This is a genomic window from Allobosea sp. 05T439 (genome assembly GCF_056396005.1).
The window spans coordinates 198,132-217,454 of record NZ_JBFTKP010000002.1 but is presented as its reverse complement, the minus strand read 5'-3'; the positions used below and the strand labels follow the sequence as shown (position 1 = coordinate 217,454).

Annotated in this window: 23 protein-coding genes and 1 riboswitch; of the genes, 9 read left to right on the top strand and 14 right to left on the bottom strand. The window is 66.0% G+C overall.

Annotated features, from left to right (window positions below):
• Positions 1 to 42 precede the first annotated feature (42 nt).
• Positions 43 to 1,245, bottom strand: a complete 1,203-nt coding sequence (locus tag AC1DIO_RS03045; RefSeq protein ID WP_069879692.1) for a pyridoxal phosphate-dependent aminotransferase — start codon at positions 1,243 to 1,245, stop codon at positions 43 to 45.
• A gap of 249 nt (positions 1,246 to 1,494) precedes the next feature.
• On the opposite strand from AC1DIO_RS03045, the gene AC1DIO_RS03040 reads away from it, so the two are divergent.
• Positions 1,495 to 2,307: a transglutaminase-like domain-containing protein gene (locus AC1DIO_RS03040; RefSeq protein ID WP_441505244.1), complete on the top strand. Its 813-nt coding sequence runs from the start codon at positions 1,495 to 1,497 to the stop codon at positions 2,305 to 2,307.
• Between the two features lie 17 nt (positions 2,308 to 2,324).
• On the opposite strand, the gene AC1DIO_RS03035 is transcribed toward AC1DIO_RS03040, so the two are convergent.
• The 5 genes from AC1DIO_RS03035 to AC1DIO_RS03015 form a co-directional block, all read right to left on the bottom strand.
• The gene (locus AC1DIO_RS03035) at positions 2,325 to 2,525 is read right to left on the bottom strand and encodes a hypothetical protein (RefSeq protein WP_441505245.1); all 201 of its coding nucleotides are present in this window, start codon (positions 2,523 to 2,525) and stop codon (positions 2,325 to 2,327) included.
• Between the two features lie 73 nt (positions 2,526 to 2,598).
• The gene (locus AC1DIO_RS03030; protein WP_280114129.1) at positions 2,599 to 2,733 is read right to left on the bottom strand and encodes a hypothetical protein; all 135 of its coding nucleotides are present in this window, start codon (positions 2,731 to 2,733) and stop codon (positions 2,599 to 2,601) included.
• A 199-nt stretch (positions 2,734 to 2,932) separates the two neighbouring features.
• Positions 2,933 to 3,244 (bottom strand): hypothetical protein, encoded by a 312-nt coding sequence (locus tag AC1DIO_RS03025; protein ID WP_476768539.1) that lies wholly within the window; start codon positions 3,242 to 3,244, stop codon positions 2,933 to 2,935.
• Positions 3,245 to 3,381: 137 nt separating this feature from the next.
• The gene (locus AC1DIO_RS03020) at positions 3,382 to 3,612 is read right to left on the bottom strand and encodes a hypothetical protein (RefSeq protein WP_441489434.1); all 231 of its coding nucleotides are present in this window, start codon (positions 3,610 to 3,612) and stop codon (positions 3,382 to 3,384) included.
• Between the two features lie 10 nt (positions 3,613 to 3,622).
• Positions 3,623 to 3,808 carry a hypothetical protein gene (locus AC1DIO_RS03015; RefSeq protein WP_441489433.1) on the bottom strand — a complete coding sequence of 62 codons (186 nt, stop codon included), beginning with the start codon at positions 3,806 to 3,808 and terminating at the stop codon, positions 3,623 to 3,625.
• Positions 3,809 to 3,941: 133 nt separating this feature from the next.
• Between AC1DIO_RS03015 and AC1DIO_RS03010 the strand changes: the two genes are divergently transcribed.
• Positions 3,942 to 4,421, top strand: coding sequence for a YaiI/YqxD family protein (locus tag AC1DIO_RS03010; protein ID WP_476775167.1), 480 nt, complete (start codon positions 3,942 to 3,944; stop codon positions 4,419 to 4,421).
• A gap of 60 nt (positions 4,422 to 4,481) precedes the next feature.
• Here AC1DIO_RS03010 and AC1DIO_RS03005 read toward each other — a convergent pair whose 3' ends face one another.
• Positions 4,482 to 5,294, bottom strand: coding sequence for a crotonase/enoyl-CoA hydratase family protein (locus tag AC1DIO_RS03005; protein WP_476831813.1), 813 nt, complete (start codon positions 5,292 to 5,294; stop codon positions 4,482 to 4,484).
• Between the two features lie 141 nt (positions 5,295 to 5,435).
• On the opposite strand from AC1DIO_RS03005, the gene AC1DIO_RS03000 reads away from it, so the two are divergent.
• The 3 genes from AC1DIO_RS03000 to AC1DIO_RS02990 all read left to right on the top strand — a co-directional run bounded on the left by AC1DIO_RS03000 (position 5,436) and on the right by AC1DIO_RS02990 (position 9,063).
• Positions 5,436 to 6,410: a Bug family tripartite tricarboxylate transporter substrate binding protein gene (locus tag AC1DIO_RS03000; RefSeq protein ID WP_476775165.1), complete on the top strand. Its 975-nt coding sequence runs from the start codon at positions 5,436 to 5,438 to the stop codon at positions 6,408 to 6,410.
• A 165-nt stretch (positions 6,411 to 6,575) separates the two neighbouring features.
• Positions 6,576 to 7,880, top strand: coding sequence for an NAD(P)H-dependent oxidoreductase (locus AC1DIO_RS02995; RefSeq protein ID WP_476775164.1), 1,305 nt, complete (start codon positions 6,576 to 6,578; stop codon positions 7,878 to 7,880).
• A gap of 49 nt (positions 7,881 to 7,929) precedes the next feature.
• A complete protein-coding gene (locus AC1DIO_RS02990) occupies positions 7,930 to 9,063 on the top strand; it encodes a PQQ-dependent sugar dehydrogenase (RefSeq protein WP_476775163.1) in 1,134 nt (377 codons plus the stop codon).
• A 17-nt stretch (positions 9,064 to 9,080) separates the two neighbouring features.
• On the opposite strand, the gene AC1DIO_RS02985 is transcribed toward AC1DIO_RS02990, so the two are convergent.
• From AC1DIO_RS02985 to AC1DIO_RS02970, 4 genes are all read right to left on the bottom strand, one after another.
• Positions 9,081 to 9,383 (bottom strand): hypothetical protein, encoded by a 303-nt coding sequence (locus AC1DIO_RS02985; protein ID WP_069879702.1) that lies wholly within the window; start codon positions 9,381 to 9,383, stop codon positions 9,081 to 9,083.
• Between the two features lie 159 nt (positions 9,384 to 9,542).
• Positions 9,543 to 10,304 carry a class I SAM-dependent methyltransferase gene (locus AC1DIO_RS02980; protein WP_441489428.1) on the bottom strand — a complete coding sequence of 254 codons (762 nt, stop codon included), beginning with the start codon at positions 10,302 to 10,304 and terminating at the stop codon, positions 9,543 to 9,545.
• Between the two features lie 5 nt (positions 10,305 to 10,309).
• A complete protein-coding gene (locus AC1DIO_RS02975; RefSeq protein WP_476775162.1) occupies positions 10,310 to 10,666 on the bottom strand; it encodes a DMT family protein in 357 nt (118 codons plus the stop codon).
• Positions 10,667 to 10,736: 70 nt separating this feature from the next.
• A complete protein-coding gene (locus AC1DIO_RS02970) occupies positions 10,737 to 10,997 on the bottom strand; it encodes a SemiSWEET family sugar transporter (RefSeq protein ID WP_476775161.1) in 261 nt (86 codons plus the stop codon).
• Between the two features lie 137 nt (positions 10,998 to 11,134).
• On the opposite strand from AC1DIO_RS02970, the gene AC1DIO_RS02965 reads away from it, so the two are divergent.
• Positions 11,135 to 12,313, top strand: a complete 1,179-nt coding sequence (locus AC1DIO_RS02965; RefSeq protein ID WP_441505256.1) for a lytic murein transglycosylase — start codon at positions 11,135 to 11,137, stop codon at positions 12,311 to 12,313.
• Entirely contained in the window at positions 12,310 to 12,711 is a 402-nt protein-coding gene (locus tag AC1DIO_RS02960; protein ID WP_441489424.1) for a RidA family protein, read from the top strand. Before AC1DIO_RS02965 ends, AC1DIO_RS02960 begins: the two co-directional genes overlap by 4 nt.
• Positions 12,712 to 12,726: 15 nt before the next feature.
• Here the strand turns inward: AC1DIO_RS02960 and AC1DIO_RS02955 are convergent, their stop codons facing one another.
• From AC1DIO_RS02955 to thiB, 3 genes are read right to left on the bottom strand one after another with little or no spacing between them, the layout of a single operon-like run.
• Positions 12,727 to 13,425, bottom strand: a complete 699-nt coding sequence (locus AC1DIO_RS02955) for a thiamine ABC transporter ATP-binding protein (RefSeq protein WP_441505257.1) — start codon at positions 13,423 to 13,425, stop codon at positions 12,727 to 12,729.
• Entirely contained in the window at positions 13,418 to 14,959 is a 1,542-nt protein-coding gene (locus tag AC1DIO_RS02950) for an ABC transporter permease family protein (protein ID WP_441505258.1), read from the bottom strand. Before AC1DIO_RS02950 ends, AC1DIO_RS02955 begins: the two co-directional genes overlap by 8 nt.
• A gap of 4 nt (positions 14,960 to 14,963) precedes the next feature.
• Positions 14,964 to 15,983 (bottom strand): thiamine ABC transporter substrate binding subunit, encoded by a 1,020-nt coding sequence (gene thiB, locus AC1DIO_RS02945; protein ID WP_441505259.1) that lies wholly within the window; start codon positions 15,981 to 15,983, stop codon positions 14,964 to 14,966.
• Positions 15,984 to 16,049: 66 nt separating this feature from the next.
• Positions 16,050 to 16,161: riboswitch (TPP riboswitch) on the bottom strand.
• Between the two features lie 156 nt (positions 16,162 to 16,317).
• Between thiB and AC1DIO_RS02940 the strand changes: the two genes are divergently transcribed.
• Entirely contained in the window at positions 16,318 to 17,907 is a 1,590-nt protein-coding gene (locus AC1DIO_RS02940; RefSeq protein WP_441505260.1) for an ABC transporter substrate-binding protein, read from the top strand.
• 282 nt (positions 17,908 to 18,189) lie between these two features.
• Complete coding sequence (gene leuB, locus AC1DIO_RS02935; protein ID WP_441489419.1) at positions 18,190 to 19,299, top strand: 3-isopropylmalate dehydrogenase; 1,110 nt, start codon at positions 18,190 to 18,192, stop codon at positions 19,297 to 19,299.
• The last annotated feature ends 24 nt before the right edge of the window (positions 19,300 to 19,323 follow it).

Here is a 19,323-nt window from a genome sequence, read left to right as displayed (position 1 = left end):
GCTAGCCGAGTGGCGCGCCCGCGGCAATTCACGATCGCTGGCTCAGCGCAGCTCGGCGCAGAAGCGCTGGATGCGGCGGCAGGCTTCTTCCAGCTTCTCGTCCGAGGTGGCGTAGGAGATGCGGAAATTGGGCCCAAGGCCGAAGGAGGAGCCGTGGACGGCCGCGACGGCTTCCGTCTCGAGCAGGCCCATGACGAGGTCTTCGTCGGTCTCGATCACCTTGCCGTTCGGCAGCTTCTTGCCAATCAGCGCCGAGCAATCGGGATAGACGTAGAACGCGCCTTCCGGCGTCGGGCACTTGAGGCCGCGCGTCTGGTTCAGCATCGAGACCACGAGATCGCGGCGACGCTCGAAGGCCTTCCGGAAGACCGGAATGTGCTCCTGCGTACCGTCGAGCGCCTCGACCGCCGCCCATTGCGAAATCGCCGAGGTGCCGGAGGTCTGCTGGCCCTGGACGAGGTCCATGGCGTTCATCAGATGCTGCGGGCCGGCAGCGTAGCCGATGCGCCAGCCGGTCATGGCGTAGGATTTCGAGACGCCGTTCATGGTCAGCGTGCGCTCGTAGAGACCGGGTTCGACCTGAGCGGGCGTGACGAACTGGAAGTCGCCATAGACCAGGTGCTCGTACATGTCGTCGGTCAGCACCCAGACATGAGGATGGCGCATCAGGACATCCGTGAGCTTCTTCATCTCGGCATGGCTATAGGCGGCGCCCGACGGGTTCGAAGGCGAGTTCAGGATGACCCACTTGGTCCTGGGGGTGATCGCTTTCTCGAGATCCTCCGGCTGGAGCTTGAACTCGTTCTCGATGCGGGTCTCGGCGAAGGTCGGCGTGCCGCCGCAGAGCGCAACCATCTCGGGATAGCTGACCCAGTAGGGCGAGATGCAGACGACCTCGTCGCCGGGGTTCAGGGTGGCGAGGAGCGCGTTGTAGATGACATGCTTGCCGCCGGTGGAGACGATCGTCTGGCTCGGCTTGTAGTCGAGGCCGTTCTCGCGCTTCAGCTTGCGGGTAATCGCCTCGCGCAGCTGCGGAATGCCGGAGACCGGCGTGTACTTCGTCTCGCCGCGCCTGATCGCGGCGATGGCGGCTTCCTTGATATTATCGGGCGTGTCGAAGTCCGGCTCGCCGACCGAAAGCGAGATCACGTCCTTGCCCTGGGCTTTCAGATCGCGCGCCTTCTGCGTGATGGTGATGGTCGCGGACGGCTTCACGCGCTTCAGGGCATCGGCAAGAAAGGCCATGATCGATCTCCGGCGGAGCTTTCGGATAGCGCCACATGGCGCGCGCGTGGTTTAGGGCGCGCGAGCCGGCACCGCAAGCAAGAGTGCGTCATGGCTGGCAGCAGCAATGTGAATGATGCGCCTCGCACGGGCTGGCGAGGGAGGGCCACGCCCATCAGTGCCATCCCGGCCCGAAAGGTGCATGGTGCCGGACGCCCCTTTGGGGGCGCAACCAGTGACCAGCGCGGAGTGTCGCGCAGAAGGCATCACGTGAAACTCAGGATCGGCTACGAGCTCGATTACGACTTTCCGCAACCAACCCCCATGATCCTGATGCTGCATGTGCATTTCAGCCGGGTGTCCGAGCTGGACGAGCCTGACCACATGCGCCTGGATCCACCGGTCCGCGTCAGCGCTTATCGCGACGGTTTCGGCAATTGGTGCAGCCGGCTGGTGGCGCCGCAAGGGCGCGTGCGAATCTCGGCCGATGCCGTGATCAACGACAGCGGACTGCCTGAAACGCTCCGCCACGACGCAGGGCAGGTCCCGGTCGAGCTGTTGCCGGAGGAGTGCCTGGTCTTTCTGCTCGCCAGTCGCTTCTGCGACAGCGACCGCTTGCTCGATCTGGCCTGGCAGCTCTTCGGCCATGTGCTGCCGGGCGCGCCGCGTGTGCAGGCGATCTGCGACTTCGTGCACCAGCGCATCGCCTTCGACTACAATGATGCGAGCGTGACGCGGACGGCGTCGGAGGCCTATCGCGAGGGGCGTGGCGTTTGCCGCGACTATGCGCATCTCGCGATCGCGTTCTGCCGGGCGATGAACATCCCGGCGCGTTATTGCACGTGCTATCTCGGCGACGTCGGCACGCCTCCCCCGTTTCCGCCGGGCGATTTCGCAGCGTCCTTCGAGGCTTACCTGAGCAGTGGCTGGGAGATGTTCGACCCGCGCAATAACGTGCCGCGGATCGGCCGGGTGCTGATCGCGCGCGGCCGCGACGCGGCTGATGTCGCCATCACGACCACCTTCGGGCCGAACACGCTGGTCGGTTTCAGGGTCTGGACCGACGAAGTCATCGAGGCCTGACGAGCAGGTCCCCGGAGCTATTCGTCGAAGAGCCGGGCTGCGCCCTGCTTCTTCGCCCGGACGGGCTTCTGCTGAGGCAGCTCCTGTGCCGCTGCCTCAGCACTGCTGGAGCCAGCCGCCAGTGCCCCGGCCTTGGCTGATGCGGGCTGAGCGGAGGCTGCCGACGGCGCAGTGAGTTTCGCCGCCGCCTCCGGTTCGATCGTCCTGAAGCGTATCATCTCTGTCCTGTCGGCGGTGCGTTGCGGTCGGGAAAAGCCGGCCCTGCGAGGCAGGGCAGCGGCTGCCGGCGCCTCACTTCTTCTTTTGCGGAGCCGCGGCCTTTGCGACCACGGCAGCGAAGGTCGAAGGGGCCGCTGCCGAGACCTTCGGCTTGTCCTTCTTCGGCTTCTTGGCTTCGCGGTTGCCGCGTTGTTCACCCTTTGCCATCGTCTCATTCCTCGCTTCGAGGGGCGCGGGCTGCGCCCCTTCTCAGGTCAACGGGCAGATCGGCAGTCCTGGTCGGATACCGACATACTCGGAGTGGTTGCGCGAAAGCGGCGCTGTGCAGTGAAACTCGTGCTGTCTTCGGTCATTCTGCGGCCGGCTTTCGGCTGCCGCGGTCGGCCCGGGCGGTAGCCGGACTCTGTCACATCGAAGCAGAGTTCGAGCCTAGGCCAGCGCCGGCCGAAGTGCACGCGGTTTCTCGGGATATCTCGCGTCGCCCGGTTGATGCCTGGGCGACATCATCATGCGCCTCCGCCATGCGCCGGCGCCGCGTAATCGTTGCGACGCTTCCCGTGCTCCAGCGCGGACGGCCCCAGCAGGGAAAGCCGCGACGATTCAGCCGCCGGGCGATATCGCCGGGATCGTCGATGCCGACCTCGACGAGTTGATCGATCAGCGCCCCGGCTGCTGCGAGGAAGATGGCGTAGAGTTCCCTTTCAAGTCGCCGGTCCATCGGCCGTTGCAGGTTCTTTCGGTCGGCCGCTTCAACGGTCGAGATGTGGTCCCAAAGGGAATGGCCGGTGTCATGAAGCAAGCGGCCGGGCTTGCGCCCGGCCGAAGCAGATACGGCATCGTCAGACTGGATCAGGATCAGCGTACTCCCATGCCGAAGCTGGGCTCGACCGCGTTGGGCGAGAGCATCACCGCGTTGGGATGGCCGCCCTCGAACATGGCGAAGCGGACCGCATCCTTCTTCTCGCGAAAAATGCCTTCAGACTGGCCTTCGAGGTCGCGGGCGACCCAGAAACCGTGCTTCGACTGCCCGACAAGGAAGAGATGGCTCGCTCCTTCGAGCGGCTGGACCGGCGTGGATTGTCCCATGTCGCAGCGCTCAATTCGGCAGGAACAGCCAGGCGCGCAGGCCGATGAAGCCGGCGGCCGCGAGCGCAAAGCAGGCCAGTGCAGCAAGCTCTGCCGCGAGCAGGCCGGTCGCCGGCCGCTTCTTCGCCACAGTGCGATAGACCGCGCGGGCGCGGCGCTGGTGAGAGGTATGGGCGTAGGCGGTATCAGTCGTCATCTCGACCTCCATCGATGGTCGAGATGTAGGTCCGCTCCCGCTAAGCTTGCGATGTGGAAGACGCGCTGCCGCATAAGGCCGGCATAAAGCCGTCCTTGCATGCCCTGCCGTTCCCTGCGATGCGCTGACCCCCATGGAACCAAGCCCCAGCACCATCGCGATCTATGTCGATGCCGACGCCTGTCCGGTGAAGCCGGAGGTGTATCGCGTGGCCGAGCGGCATGGGCTCAAGGTCTTCGTTGTCGCCAACAGCTTCATGATGGTGCCGCGGGAGAGCTGGATCGAACGGGTGATCGTATCCGACGGGTTCGATGCTGCCGATAACTGGATTGCCGAGCGGGTGGCGCGCGGTGCGATCGTCATCACCTCCGACATCCCGCTTGCCGATCGCTGCATCAAGGCCGGAGCCGATGTCATCGGGCCGACAGGCAAACCCTTCACCGAAGCCTCGATCGGCATGGCGCTGGCGACGCGCGACATGATGGAGGATCTGCGTGCCGCCGGGGCGGTGACCGGCGGGCCGAAACCCTTCTCGCAGAAGGACCGGTCAGCCTTCCTGCAGGCACTCGACGTCGCGGTGCAGCGGCTGAAGCGGGCGGGGTTCGGCGAGTAGGGCCTGGCGACCGAGCTGAAACCGCGTGCCATTCCGGCCCGGCCGAGACAGAGGCAGCCTTCAAATATCCTCGAAGTCGCCGCCACGCCCCTTGCCGCCGGCGAAGCGTCCGGCTCCGGCCGCACCTTCCTTGACGATGGTCTCGACGGCTCCAGCCCATTCCCGCGCCAGCGCCTCGCGGACGCCGAGGCCGTGCCCGGCAATCGCGTTGCGGCGGTCGGCCAGCATGGCGCCCTGTGGGAAGCGGACGATCTGCTGCGCCATTGCCTCGGCGGCGGCGCGGGCTTCTCCGCGCGGGACCACTGTCTCGCAGAGCCCGATCCGCAGGGCTTCGTCGGCTGCGACCTTGCGCCCGGTCATGATGATCTCGAGCGCACGGCCCTGGCCGACAAGGCGGGGCAGGCGCACCGTGCCGCCGTCGATCAACGGGATACCCCAGCGCCGACAATAGACGCCGAAATAGGCGTCCTGGGCCATGATCCGGACATCGCACCAAAGTGCGAGTTCCATCCCGCCAGCGACGGCCGGGCCCTCGATGGCGGCAATCACGGGCTTGCCCATCTCCAGCCGCGAGGGGCCCATCGGGCCGCGTGGGGCCGGGCCACCGCCGTGGGGAAAAGCCAGTCCCTCGACGATCTCCGTGCGGAAGCGCTCTGCATCGGTGAAGGCCTGCGCATATTTCAGGTCCCAGCCGGCGCAGAAGGCGCCGCCTTCGCCCCAGAACACGATCGCGCCGGTTTCAGGATCGGCGTCGAGTTCGCGGAAGGCGGCCGTCAGCGCTTCGGCGCTGTCGGGATCCATCGCGTTGCGGGCCTCGATGCGGCTGTGGATGACGGTCGCGACCTTGCCGTCGCGTTCGATGCGGATGGTCATGGGCGGCTCGTTCCCCGTTGCTCGCTGAGCGCAGGCTACAGCCTCCCGCGGCGCCGGCACCTGCCGCTGGACGCATGGCGCCTTTGCCCGTAATTCTCGCGGCAAGCCCAGTCTCCAAATCGGGCACCCCGGAGGACCTTCATGTCGCTGACCCGCCGCACCACGCTCGGCATCATTGCCGGTGCCGCCTTTGCTCCGGCCATCGTTCGGGCGCAGACGTTTCCGTCGAAGCCGATCACGCTGGTCGTTCCCTATCCGGCGGGTGGACCGACCGACGCCATTGCCCGCTTCGTCGCGCAGGATCTCTCGACCTCGATCGGCCAGAACGTGCTGGTCGACAACCGTGCCGGTGCATCGGGGGCGGTTGGCACGCGCGCCGTGGCCAAGGCGGAACCGGACGGCTACACCTTCATCTTCGGCAACAACCAGACGCATGGGAACAACATGTTCCTGCTGAAGGAGCCCGGCTACGATGCGGTGAAGGATTTTGCGCCGCTCTGCGGCGTGGGCGCCTTCGAGCACGCCTTCGTCGTCCGCAACGACCTGCCGGCCAAGACCATTGCCGAGCTGATCGCGCTGGCCAAGGCGGATCCCGACAAGCTGAACTACGGCTCCACCGGCGTCGGCTCCGGCTCGCATCTGGCGATGGAGCTGTTCATGCAGCGCACCGGCATCAAGATGACGCATGTGCCCTTCCGCGGCGCCGCGCCGCTGGTGCAGGAGATCATCGGCGGGCGCATCGACATCGCCAATTCGACGCTGCCGAGCGTGCTGGAGCAGATCAACGCCGGCAGCATGCGCGCGCTGGCTTTGGCGAGCCCGGAGCGGAATCCGCGCGCCAAGGATATCCCCACCCTGCGCGAGCAGGGGGTCAGCAATGCCGACGCCGATTCCTGGGCGGCATTCTTCGCACCTGCCGCGGTTCCGCAACCGATCCTGGACACGTTCTCGAAGGCAGTCATGGCCTCGATCGCCAAGCCTGCCATAACCGAGGCGATCCTCAAGCTCGGCTTCACACTGAAGGTGCGCGATCCCGCCGCGTTCAAGCCCTATCACCTCCAGGAGATCGCGACCTGGAAGCAGATCATCGCCGATGCCGGCGTGAAGCCGGAATAACCGGCGTTATCGTTCAGTCCGCCTCCGTCATTCCGGGCATGTGGCCTGGCCGCTCGAGCCCCGAATCCGTCGTGCATCCCATGACGGATCCGGGCTGGCGGCGTCGCTGTCGCCGGATCGACGCGCGTGACTCTGCCCGAGATCATTGAACACCGGAGCGTCGTCATGAATCTGATGCCACTTCTCGCCACCCGCCGCGATGCAGGAAAGCCCGTACGCGTCGCACTGATCGGGGCCGGAAAGTTCGGCTCGATGTTCCTGTCGCAGGTGCCCCATATTGCGGGGCTGGAGGTCGCTGTCATTGCCGATCTCGATCCCGAGCGGGCGAAGCGCGCGTGCCGGCAGGTCGGCTGGGACGAGGCCCGCATCGAGGCGACCCGCTATGTCGCGGACGGCGCCGAGGCGGCTGCGATGGACGGTATCGAGGTCGTCATCGAGGCAACCGGCCATCCGGCCGCCGGCGCACACCATGCACTGGCGGCGATCACCGCCGGCAAGCATGTGGTGATGGTCAATGTCGAGGCTGACGTGCTGGTCGGCCCGGTGCTCGCGACCCGTGCTCGGGCCGCGGGCGTGGTCTATTCCATGGCCTATGGCGACCAGCCGGCGCTTGTCTCGGAGATGGTCGACTGGGCGCGTGCGACCGGATTCACGGTTGCCGCGGCTGGCAAGGGCACGAAATATCTGCCGGCCTACCATCAGGTCACGCCGGACGATGTCTGGACCCATTACGGGCTGACGCCCGAGGCGGCCAAGGCGGCGGGCATGAACCCGCAAATGTTCAACTCCTTCCTCGATGGAACGAAGTCGGCGATAGAGATGGCGGCGATCGCCAATGCCTGCGGGCTCGACGTGCCGGAGGCCGGCCTCGCGTTCCCGCCCGTCGGCGTCGACGACCTTGCCCATGTGCTGCGGCCGAAGGCGGTCGGGGGGCAACTCGATCGCGACGGCATGGTCGAAGTGGTGTCTTCGCTCGAGCGTAACGGGCGGCCTGTGTTTCGCGACCTGCGCTGGGGCGTCTATGTCGTGCTGAAGGCGCCGAACGACTACGCCGCGGCCTGCTTCAAGCAATACGGCCTGCCGACCGATTCCACCGGCCAATATGCGGCGATGTACAAGCCGTTCCACCTGATCGGGTTGGAGCTTTCGATGTCGGTCCTCAACGCGGCCCTGCGCGGCGAGCCGACCGGCAGCACCCGCGAGTGGCGCGGAGACGCTGCTGCGGTGGCCAAGCGTGACCTCAAGGCCGGCGAGATGCTGGACGGGGAGGGCGGATACACGGTCTATGGCCGCTTGATGCCGGCGCGGGCGAGCCGCGAAGTCCGCGCCCTGCCGATCGGGCTCGCGCATGGCGTCAAGCTCGAACGGGATGTCGCGGCCGGCCAGGCCGTGACCAGCGACGACGTCGCGCTCGACGAGACCCAGGCGATCGTTTCACTTCGGCGTGAGCTCGAAGCAACCGAGTGGTGATTCCGCGCGTTTTGCCTCACTGACGTTCCGCTACGACAGGGAGAGTTCCATGCGCCACAGCGTTCTTGCCGCCTGCTTCAGCGCCACGCTTTCAGTCCTGGCACTGTCGGCGACGGCCGATGCCCAGCAGCGCTTCCCATCGAGCGCGGGCGAGCTGGTCGTCGAGACGGTGGCGAGCGGTCTGGAGCATCCCTGGGGCCTCGCCTTCCTGCCTGACGGGCGCATGCTCGTGACCGAAAGGCCGGGCCGGTTGCGGCTGGTTTCCGCCGCGGGCGAGATTTCGCGGCCGATCGCGGGTGTGCCGAGCGTCATGGCACGCGGGCAGGGCGGGCTGCTCGATGTCGCGCTCGATCCGCAATTTGCCCATAACCGGCAGATCTATCTCTCCTTCGCGGAGCCGCGCGCCAATGGAAACGGCACCAGCGTCGCGCGCGGGCGTCTCAATGCGGGCGGCACCGCGCTCGAAGGGATGAGCGTGATCTTCCGGCAGATGCCGACGATCAACAGCAACATGCATTTCGGCTCGCGATTGGTCTTCGACCGGACGGGCGCGCTGTTCGTCACGGTGGGCGACCGCTTCAGCCAGCGCGATCAGGCGCAGAACCCGGGCAATCACCTTGGCAAGGTCCTGCGGATCAGCCCGGAGGGAAAGGCGGCGGCGGGCAATCCAAAAAAGGAGGGCTGGCAACCGGAGATCTGGTCGATCGGCCACCGCAACGTGCAGGGCGCGACGCTGCATCCAGAGACCGGGCAACTCTGGACCGCAGAGCACGGCGCGCGCGGCGGCGACGAGATCAACACGCCGAAGGCCGGGCTCAACTATGGCTGGCCGGTGATCACCTACGGGATCGACTATTCCGGCGCGAAGATCGGTGAGGGCACATCGAAACCCGGTATGGAGCAGCCGCTGTTCTACTGGGACCCGTCGATCGCGCCGTCCGGCGCGACCTTCTATACCGGGCAAATCTGGCCGGCCTGGAAAAACTCTCTCTTCGTTGGCGCCCTTGCCGGGCAGATGCTGATCCGCCTCTCGACACAGGGCGAGACGGTCACCGGCGAGGAGAGGCTGTTGACCACGCTCAGCGAGCGCATTCGTGACGTCAGGCAAGGCCCCGACGGTTATCTCTACCTGCTGAGCGATGATGCCAACGGCAAGATCCTGCGGGTCAGGCCGGCGCGGTAAGCGCCGGAGCGGGCGCGTCAGGGACCGCAATCCCATTCGTTCTCGATGACGAAGGCATTGCGCGTCGAGAGCTGACCGCGCGTGTCATAGAGATCCCCGACATAATAGGACGTACCGGCGTCGTCGCGGGCGTTGCGCTTGACCTGCAGCGACCAGCCGTAACCGACATGTTTTCCGCCGCGCCAGGTTGGGTGGACGTCGCCTGTGCTGGCGGAGGCGAGGATCCTGGCGCGGTCGTCGCTCGGGCTGCAGGTCGGGCCGGCGAGCGCCGGCGTCGAGAGGCTCAAGATGGATAGGGCGACGAGGATCGCTTTCTTCACGGCAGTCTTCCTAGGTGGTCGGGGTGATACGGTCATCCCGGCCGCAGCGAAGCTGAAGGCCGGAAACCATTCTTGAGCCCGGCACCGACCCGACGTGCCGGACGGCAGCGCTATGGCGGCGTGTCCGGAATGACATACGGCAGGCAGTGCGCCGGCAGCTCAGGTGATGTCCGCCAGCCGGGTGTCGAGCGACAGCACCAGGCACCAATGCGGTTCGAAGTCGGCGCCCAGCGGCCAGATCTGCTCCTTGAAGATATCGAGCATCCGAGCCTGATAGCGCTCGAACCAGTGCTGCTCGCAGAGCACGAATTTGGTGGCGCCGACAATCGTCTCACGGTCGATGATGCAGAGCGGCACAATCTGAGGGTGTGCATCGAGATAGGCCTGCACCGCGACCATCAACGTCGGGTAGCCGGGATGCAGCATGTCATCGAGAACGATCAGCCCGCCATCGGCCAGGCAGGCGGTGGCGAGTGCGAGATCTCTGGCGAGCGCCACGCGGGAATGCTCGCCGTCGATGTGGATGAGACGCAGCTTCGCGTCGCCGGTGTGCTTCAGCAGGTCGACTGGCGCCATCGCTCCCGCATCGCCCTTGATCGTGACGCGCCGCTCGGGGCCGATGCCGTGCTTCAGGCAATTCGCCTCGAAGCGTTGCTCAACCTCCGGATTCGGCCACTCGAAGATATCGATGCCGAGAGCGACCTCGCCCGGCTCGAGCGCATGGGCGAGAGCGATGAAGAAGCGTCCCTCGAAGGCGCCGATCTCGGCAACCGGGCCATGCAGCCCTTCCTCGGTTTGCAGGCGCAGCAGCCGCGCGCAGATCGCCGCGGCAAAGCGGGACGACATGCCGACGACTCCGTCATAGCCATTGGCGAGATAGGCGGAGACCGCGGGATGTCCGGGCGAAGGGAGATTGGCCATCCTGCTTACGCCTTGCCCTGGAAGATGAAGAAGGCACCGGCCGCAATCAGCGCGAAACCGATCGCATGGTTCCGGCCGAGCGGCTCCTTGAGCCAGAGCACGGAAAAGCCGGCGAAGACGGTGAGGGGGATGACCTCCTGCATCGTCTTCAGCTCGGCGGCGGAATAGACCGCATTGCCGATGCGGTTGGCAGGGACGGCGAGCATGTATTCCGGCAGTGCAATCATCCAGCTGGCGAGGATGGCGAGCCAGATCGCGGTGCTCTTGTAGCTGAGATGGCCATACCAGGAGAAGGTCTTGAAGACATTCGAGCCGACAAGCATGGCGGTCGGCAGGAGATGGGCGGTGGAGAGGGTTGGCATGGGGATTGGCGGTCCGAGGCTGTGTCTACAGAAAGCCTAACCAGCGTGCGGGGTTCCCGATAGAGCCGGTTCAGCCGTAGCGCAGCTTCATGGTCAGGATGGTGAGGACCAGCACCAATGTCACGGCATTGGCGCCGATCAGCGGCCAGGACATCAGCAGGAGCCCGTAGACCAGCCAGAGAATAATGCCGAGCGCGAAGAATATCTGCGTCCAGAGCGAAATCGCGCGTGTGTCCCGGGTCCGGATCGTGTGCCAGGCCTGGGGCAGCCAGCACAGGGTCGTCAGCGCGGCTGCGGTGAAGCCGAGGAGCTCGGTTGTGGCGACAGGCATGGGCGGCATCGCCTCGAATCAGGTCAGGCCCCTGCCATAGCCGTCTTTTGCGACTTTTGCGCGCAGTTCGCGCATGGTTAATCTCCTTTAACCATTCGGCCCTAGTTTTGCGTCATTCCTTGGGTTTCGGTGGGTTCATGCGCGCATTCAAACTGGCTTTTCCGCTCATCCTCTTCGCGTCCGGCGCCCAGGCGGACTTCCAGTCCTGCATTGCCGGCCTGCGTTCGGAGGCTGCAGCGAAAGGCGTGTCCGGCGCCACCTTCGACCGGGCCATGGCGGGCGTCACGCCCGACATGAAGGTGATCGAGGCGATGAACAACCAGCCGGAGTTCAAGACTCCGATCTGGGATTATCTCGGCACGCTGGTCGATGACGAGAAGGTGGCGGAGGGGCGCAACATGCTGCGTCAGCATGCCTCGACCCTCGCCGCGGCCGAGCAGCGTTTTGGCGTCGACCGCCATGCCATCGTCGCGGTCTGGGGCGTCGAGAGCGATTTCGGCAAGGCGCGCGGAAAGATGCCCCTCGTCCAGGCGCTCTCGACCGGCGCCTGTCTCGCACCGCGTCGCAACGCGTTCTTCAAGGGTGAGCTGATCGCGACGCTGCAGATCATCCAGCGCGGCGATGTCCGGGCCGACCGCCTGATGGGTTCCTGGGCCGGCGCCTTCGGCCACACCCAGTTCATCCCCTCGACCTATATGCGGCTCGCCGTCGATGGCGATGGCGATGGACGGCGCGATCTCGTCGACTCGATTCCCGACGCACTACATTCGACCGCCAACTTCATGGCCAAGGCCGGCTGGGTGACTGGCGCGACCTGGGGTTACGAGGTGCGCGTCCCCAACGGCTATTCCGGTCCGACCGGGCGCAATCCGAAGCAGCCGCTCTCATCCTGGGCTGCACGCGGGATCGTCAAATATGACGGCTCGGGACTGTCCGGCTCGGGCAATGCCGGGTTGCTGATGCCGGCCGGCCGCAATGGTCCGGCTTTCCTGGTCTTCAAGAACTATGACGCGGCCTACAGCTATAACGGTGCGGATTCCTACGCACTTGCCATATCGCTGCTCTCGGACCGCATCCGCGGCCGGCCGGGAATCCAGGCTGACTGGCCGACCGACGATCCGCCGCTCTCGCGCGAGCAGCGTCGCGAATTGCAGCGCCTGCTGAGCGCGCGGGGTTACAATGTCGGCGAGCCGGACGGCGCCGTCGGTTCGCTGACCAGGGCCGCCATCAAGGAAATCGAATCGCAGATCGGCATGCCGCAGACCGGCCGGCCCGGCGCCAAGGTGTTGCGCGCGCTCAAGGGTGGACGGGGATGACGATGTTGGATCCGAAGCGCCGGCTGATATCCACCGGTTCGCCGTTCGAGCTCGCCTTCGGCTATTCGCGGGCGGTGGTCGATGGCGACCTCGTCTTCGTCTCGGGCACGACTGGCTATGACTATGTCACCATGACGATGCCGGAGGATCCGGCGGAACAGGCGCGCAACATCTTCCGGACGCTGGACGCGGTCCTGACCGAAGCGGGCTCTGCACTCGCCAACGTCGTGCGCGCGCAGTATTTCGTCACGGATCGCAGCTATTGCGAACCGGTTCTCACCGTCTGCGGCGAAATCTTCGGGCAGATCCGGCCAGCGGCCGGCATCTATGTCGTATCCGGGCTACTGAAGCCCGAGATGAAGATCGAGATCGAAATTACGGCCCGGCTGCGCGGTTAGTCGGGACGGCGCGCTTCAGATGCCCAGGAAGCGCCTGACAGGCTCTGGTCCGTCCGACGCCGTCAGGCGCGTCCACGGGCCGGATGCTTCGACGCGGCCATTCCTAACGAAGGCAAAAAGGTCGGCATGGCCGGCCGCCTCTTCCGGCGTGTGCAGCGTCATCAGCACGGTGAGGCCGTGTTCGCGGCGCAGCGCATCGACGCGCTCGATCATCTCGCGGCGTAGCCCGGGGTCGAGTGCGCCGAACGGTTCGTCGAGCAACATCAGCGGTTTGCCGCGCAGGAGGGCGCGGGCGAGGGCGACGCGCTGACGCTGACCGCCCGAGAGTTCCGCCGGTCGGCGGGCTGCGAAGCCGGCGAGATCGACCGCGGCCAGCGCAGCTGCCACGCGCTCGCGCTCGGAGGCGTCGAGCCGCAGTGACGGTTTCAGTCCAAGCGCGACGTTTTCAGCTGCCGTGAGGTGCGGGAAGAGATTGTGATCCTGGAACAGGATCGAGACTGGTCGTCTGGCTGGTGCGAGCGGCAGCAGATCTGCGCCGGCAAAGCGGAGGGTTCCGGCCGCAGGCTGTTCGAAGCCGGCGATGGCATGGAGCAGCGTGGTCTTGCCGCCGCCTGACGGGCCGATGACGGCGCAGAGCGCGCCCGCTGGAATGACGAGGTCGTAGCGCGCCTCGAATCCGGGATAGTTGAGGGACAGGCCCGCCAGCTCAAGCATGACGCGCACTCCAGTGCTCGGTCAGGTAGGCGAGCCCCCCGGCGGAAAGCACCAGCACGAGCGCCAGCGCTCCCGCTTCATCCATGCGATAGGCGCCGAGGCGGTTCGCCAGCAGGTAGGGCAAGGTGGTGAGCTCGCCGCCACCGAACAGAGCAATGACGCCGAAATCGCCGAGCGAGAGCGCCGTGGCAAAGGCGAATGCGGCCGCCAGCGGTGCGCGCAGGGCTGGCCATTCGACGAGACGCAGCCGGGTCCAGCCGGCAATGCCGAGGCTCTCTGCCAGTCTTCCATGGCGCTCGGCGCTGGTCGCGAGTGGCGGTGCCAGCAGCCGATAGGCATAGGGCAGCGCCATCAGGGCGTTGACGAGCGGCACAAGCAGCAGACCGAGCATTGCGGGATCGGCGAGGTTGCGGGTCAGGACGTACAGCCCTGCCACGAAGGCGAAGGGCGGCAGGCCAAGCATGGTGAAGGCGGCAAGGTCGGGAAGTCCCGGGCGCGGCCGGCGTCCGCGCGCGGCGCTGGCGAGCAGTACGGCAAACAGGCAGGCGAGGAGGCCAGCGCCAAGCGCGATCGCCGCGCTCGTCGCGGCAGCCGATGCGAATTCGGCGGTCGCGAGCATCGGTACGGCTGTGAGGCCGCTTGCGATGCTGAGGAGAGGCGGTGCGATCCATGCCGTCGCCAGAATGAGAACAAGGCAGTCCAGCCGCCGCAGGGAAGGGGCGAGGATATCGGGGCGCACCGCATGGCGCTCGGCACTTGCCTCGTCGCGGGCCGCCGGCGCGAGTGCGGCGAGCGCAGTCGCAAGTCCGAGGCAGAGCACAAGCTGGAGGCTGGCGAGAGCGGCCGCGCGGGCGAAATCGGCCTCGAAACGGACCGCTTCGTAGATCGCGACTTCCAGCGTCGCATTGGCAGGCCCGCCACCGAGCGAGAGCACGACGGCAAAGCTCGTGAAGCAGAGCAGAAAGACGAAGGTGGCTAGCGCCGGGGCTTCGCGCCGGATCACGGGCCAGTCGAGATGCCGGAAACAATCGGCGGCGGAGAAGCCGAGTGCCGACGCCAGGCGCCTCCGCTCGCCCGGTTCGCGGCCGAAGGCCTGAAGCAGCGTGCGCGTCACCAGCGGCGTATTCATCAGCACATGCGCGATCAGGATACCCTGGAGCCCGTAGATCGCCGGCGGTTCAGCACCGACGGCACGCGCCAGGTCGCCGAGCAACCCGGAACGGCCATAGATCGCGATGACGCCGAAGACGATCACGATCGTCGGTGCGACGGCGGCGGCGGTCAGCACGGCGAGCAGGAGGTTGCGGCTTGGGAAGCGGCGGCGCAGCAAGGCAAGCGCCAGTGCCGTGCCCAGCAGAAGCGAGAGCAGCATCGACAGGCCCGCCTGGACGGTCGCTCCTGCGACGAGGCGAGCGAGATAGGGGCCGAGCGACGACAGGGCCGCGACGTCGCCGCCGGCTCGCGCCAGCCCGGCGAGCGAGGCGCCGGCGAGCGCAAGGATGGCAAGCGCAGTGAGCGTGGCCGGGCGGAGCAAGGCCTCAGCGGCTCGCTGCGGCGAGCCAGGCGTCGATGAAGGTTCGGCGCTGCGTGCGCACCTCGTCCGGCGTGAACAGCAAGGTTCGTTCCGGCTTGACGACATCGGCGAATGAAGCCGGCAGTCCACCTGTCGCCTGTTTCGCCGGCATCATCCAGTTGCCTTCCGGGATCAGCGATTGGAAGGCGTCCGAAAGCGTGAAGGCGAGGAAGCGTTTGGCGAGTTCCGGCTGCCGCGTCGTGCGCGTCATGCCGGCGAGTTCGACATGCAGATAGTGGCCTTCGCTGAAGGGGGCGGCCTTGTACTGCGTCTTCTTCTCGGCGCCGATGTGATAGGCCGGCGATGTCGCGTAGGAGAGCACCATGTCGGCCTCGCCCTTGAGGAAGAGTCCGTAGGCCTCGGACCAGCCCTTGGTGAAGGTGACGATGCGCGGCTTGAGCCTGGTCCAGGCGGCGTCAGCGCCGTCGCCATAGACGGATCGCATCCAGAGCAGGAAGCCAAGCCCGGGCGCGCTGGTGCGCGGGTCCTGCAGCACGAGCTTTGGCCCATTCGGATCGTCGACAAGCTGCTTCAGGCTGGTGGGCGGCGCGGCAAGTTTGGTTGAATCATAGACGAAGGCGAGATGCCCCCAATCGAAGGGCAGGAAGGTATCGTCAGTCCAGGCGATGGGCAAAGTGAGCGCGGCACGGTCCTGGCCATGGGGCTGGAACAGTCCCGTCGCCTTGGCTTCTGCAGCAAGGTTCATGTCGAGGCCGAGCACGGCATCGGCCTTGGTCGCCTCACCCTCCAGCTTCAGGCGCGCGACGAGGGAGCCGGCATCATCGCTTGCGACCCAGTTCAGCGTGCAACTGCATTGCGCCTCGAAGGCCGCCTTCACTTTCGCGCCGGGACCGTATTTCCCGGTGAAGGAGGAATAAGTGTAGACCGTCAGTGCCGGTTTCTCCTGGGCCATGGACGGCGTCGCGAGCAGGAGCGCCGAGAGCGCGGCGGCGATCCGGGTCAACCGGTTGTTCAGAAAGGTCATGGCGTCACCCCGCATGCATTCGACGGCAGGCCATGACGGTCGAGAGGGAAGGCGGTCTCCGGATGCGAGACGCCAGTGCTCAATCCCTCCGCCGGCACGATCCGGATCAGGTTCGACGGGTTGAAAGCCCTGCGCTTCCCTCTCAGCCCGAAATCGCCGGGCACCCCGTTGAGACGGTCAAGGGAATAGCGAGCGGGCCGGGGCGAGTCCAGTTGATGCCGCCTGGCCATCGCAAGGGCCATTGCGTCTGGCCGCATGGTCATGCTGGTATATCTCTTGCTTAACAGAAGGCAGGCGCGCCAGGCGCGAAAGCTCAAGAGCAAGGGGATGCCGAATGCGACTCAATCGCCGTCAGATTCTGGCCGGAAGTTCCGCTTTAACCGCTTCCAGCCTCGTTGGATTTCCGTCGCGCGCGCAGTCGCGCGCCAATACGCTGCGCTTCATTCCGTCAACGCCGTTGCCCTCCCTCGATCCGATCGTCGCTACGAGCTATGTTATCCGCAATCACGGCTATCTGATATATGATACCCTCTTTGCGACGGACGCGCAGTTCCGCATCCAGCCGCAAATGGTCGAGAGCTGGGAGACTGCGCCGGACGGGCTGCGCTGGACCTTCCATCTGCGCGACGGACTGATGTTCCACGACGAGCAGCCGGTCAGGGCGCAGGACTGCATTGCCTCGATCAAGCGTTGGTCGGCGCGCGATGCCTTCGGGCAGACTTTCGCGACATTCGTCGAGGGTTACGATGTCGTCGATCAGCGCACCTTCGCCATCCGCCTGAAGAAGCCCTTCCCGATGCTGCCGGACGCGCTCGGCAAGCTCTCCTCGAACGTGCCCTTCATGATGCCCGAGCGCGTGGCCATGATGGAGCCAACCAAGAACATCACGGAGGCGATCGGTTCCGGACCCTGGCGCTTCATGGACAAGCAATGGGTGCCGGGCCAGAACGCGATCTATGAGCGCTTCGCCAAGTACAGGCCACGAGAGGAGGCTCCGTCCTGGGCCGCTGGCGGCAAGGTCGCCAAGATCGACCGTATCGAATGGTTGCCGCTGACCGAGGTTTCAGCCGCAGTCGGCGCGCTGATGCAGGGCGAGGTCGACTGGTACGAACAGCCGCCGGTCGATCTCCTGCCCCTGCTCAAGAGCAATCCCGAGATCGCGATCGAGAACGTGCCGCTGGGACTGATCTTGCTGATGCGTTTCAACCATCTGCAGCCGCCCTTCAACAATCCCGGCATCCGCCGGGCGGTGATGATGGCAATCGATCAGACCGACTACATGGAGGCGGTCGTCGGCAGCAAGGACTACTACAAGGAGTGCAAGACCTTCTTCACGCCGGGCTCGCCGATGTCGACCGGAGCGGGCGGACAGGCTGCACTCGGCAACAATCTGGAGCGGGCCAAGGCCATGCTGCAGGAGGCCGGCTACAAGAACGAGAAGGTGTTGCTACTGGCACCCGCCGACCAGCCGATCGCCTATAACCAGTGCCTGGTGACACAGGAACTGCTGAAGAAGCTCGGCATGACTGTCGATCTGGTCGCGACCGATTGGGCCAGCTTCATCGGCAGGCGTTCCAACCGCGGATTGCCGGACCAGGGCGGCTGGTCGGTGTTCCACACGCTCTGGTCGGGCGCCGACGTGCTCAATCCCGCGCTGCATCCGCTGTTGCGCAGCAATGGCCCTGCCGCCTGGTTCGGCTGGCCGGAGGATGCCACGCTGGAAGGTCTGCGCGATCAGTGGATTGCAACGCCTGAGGTGGCCAAGCAGAAGGAGCTGGCCGCCTCGATCGAGAAGCGCGCCTTCGAGACGGTGCCCTATGCGCCGGCGGGGCTGGTGCAGCAGCCAATGGCCTATCGCAAGAGCCTGACCGGCATGGTGCTCTCGCCCGTCCAGTTCTTCTGGAACATGGAGAAGAAGGCCTGAGGACGGAGCACCCGTTGCCGTCGGGATACTGGCTGATGCCAGAGGCACTGCGCTAGCGGCTCCGATCCGGAAACCATCGTCGCGCTCTGCGACGGCTTCCAGCTCTCCGCTTCACTCCGGCCGGAGTGAAGCGGTTCGATGCTGGTGCCGATCGTACAGCTTCTGCTTGCCGCGCAGGCGCGCTGCCCCGCGGCTGCGCTTGCGTCACTCCCGTTCCCCGCCTAATCAGCCCGGCAAGGCCGCTCTGGCCCCAGCAACATCCGACAAACGCGTGAGGCGACCATGGCGACCCACAAGCTCCTCCTCCTGCCGGGCGACGGCATCGGTCCCGAAGTGACCGGCCAGGTCGAGAAGATCGTCGGCTGGTTCGAGAGGCAGGGCCTCGCCTCCTTCGCCATCGAGCGCGGACTTGTCGGCGGCGCTGCCTATGACGCGCACAAGGCGGCGATCTCGGAAGGCGACATGAAGCTCGCCCAGGATGCCGATGCGGTGCTGTTCGGCGCTGTGGGCGGCCCGAAATGGGCGGATGTGCCCTATCAGCATCGCCCCGAAGCCGGCCTGCTGCGCTTGCGCAAGGATCTTGGCCTGTTTGCGAATCTGCGGCCTGCGATCTGCTATCCGGCGCTGGCTTCCGCCTCCTCGCTCAAGCCCGAGGTGGTCGAGGGGCTCGACATCCTGATCGTGCGTGAGCTCACCGGCGGCGTCTATTTCGGCGAGCCCAAGGAGATCGTCACGCTGGAGGACGGTTCCAAGCGCGGCGTCGATACCCAGCTCTACACCACGCCCGAAATCGAACGCATCGCGCGCGTCGCCTTCGAGCTGGCACGCACCCGCCGCAACAAGGTCTCCTCGGCCGAGAAGCACAACGTCATGAAGACCGGCGTGCTCTGGAAGCAGACGGTCACGGCCCTGCACGCCAAGGACTACCGGGATGTCGAACTCGAGCATGTGCTCGCCGACAATTGCGCCATGCAGCTCGTGCGCTGGCCGAAGCAGTACGACGTCATCGTCTGCGACAACCTGTTCGGCGATATTCTCTCCGACGTCGCGGCGATGCTGACCGGCTCGCTCGGCATGCTGCCCTCCGCTTCGCTTGGTGCTGAAGATCCGGCCACCGGCAAGCGCAAGGCGCTTTACGAGCCCGTCCACGGCTCGGCTCCCGACATTGCCGGCAAGGGCCTGGCGAATCCGATCGCGATGATCGGCTCCTTTGCGATGGCGCTGCGCTACTCCTTCGGCGCCATCGAGGCGGCCGACCGGCTCGAAGGCGCGATCGCCGATGTGCTTGGCGCCGGCACCCGCACCAAGGACATCGCCGCGCCGGGCGCCAATGCCGTCTCGACCGCCGAGATGGGCGATGCGATCGTCAAGGCGCTGGAAGCGCGCGGCTGACGCGTCCACTCCAAACACTCCGAC